The sequence below is a fragment of the Aneurinibacillus sp. UBA3580 genome (assembly GCF_002375825.1).
Lineage (GTDB): Bacteria > Bacillota > Bacilli > Aneurinibacillales > Aneurinibacillaceae > Aneurinibacillus > Aneurinibacillus danicus.
This window is the reverse complement of the sequence record NZ_DFMZ01000079.1, coordinates 493-1,000: the sequence shown is the minus strand read 5'-3', so window position 1 is coordinate 1,000 and position 508 is coordinate 493. Positions and strand designations below refer to the sequence as shown.

Genomic DNA, 508 nt, shown 5'->3' with positions numbered 1-508 from the left:
CTTCCTTCTTTTCTCATGATTTTAACAGAAAAGAGAGATAACTTATGCAAAAATCATTAGCAGGAAAAGAGCTGGAATATATTTAATCAAATTTCCAGCAAATTAAACTTAAATTCCCATACTGATACTCCCGATGCAGCAGCGTTCCGTTCCGTCCGTCGCCCGCCGCTCCCATCGCCAGCAACAAAGGAATGAAATGTTCATTGCGTGGTACAGCCTCTTTCGCATGCGGCGCTTGCGTCTCATACGCAAACAGCGCCTCCGTATCCCACTTCCCGATCTTTTCCCCCAGCCAATCATCGAACTTTACGGCCCATTCCTCCGCCTCCGTGCTCCGCCAGTTTATCCGTCGCAGATTATGCACGGTTCCACCACTTCCAATAAACATGACTCCATCTTTTCTTAAAGGCGAGAGAGCCTGGCCAATACGATACTGTTCCGCCGCGGACAGATTGGGATTTACCGATAAGACTACGACCGGAATATCCGCTTGCGGATACACGAGCCG

Annotated in this window: 1 protein-coding gene; it reads right to left on the bottom strand. The window is 48.6% G+C overall.

The window, feature by feature from the left end; translation table 11 throughout:
• Positions 1 to 82 precede the first annotated feature (82 nt).
• Positions 83 to 508, bottom strand: a 426-nt coding sequence (locus B2899_RS12025; protein WP_286886084.1) for a DODA-type extradiol aromatic ring-opening family dioxygenase, incomplete at its 5' end; no start/stop codon positions are given.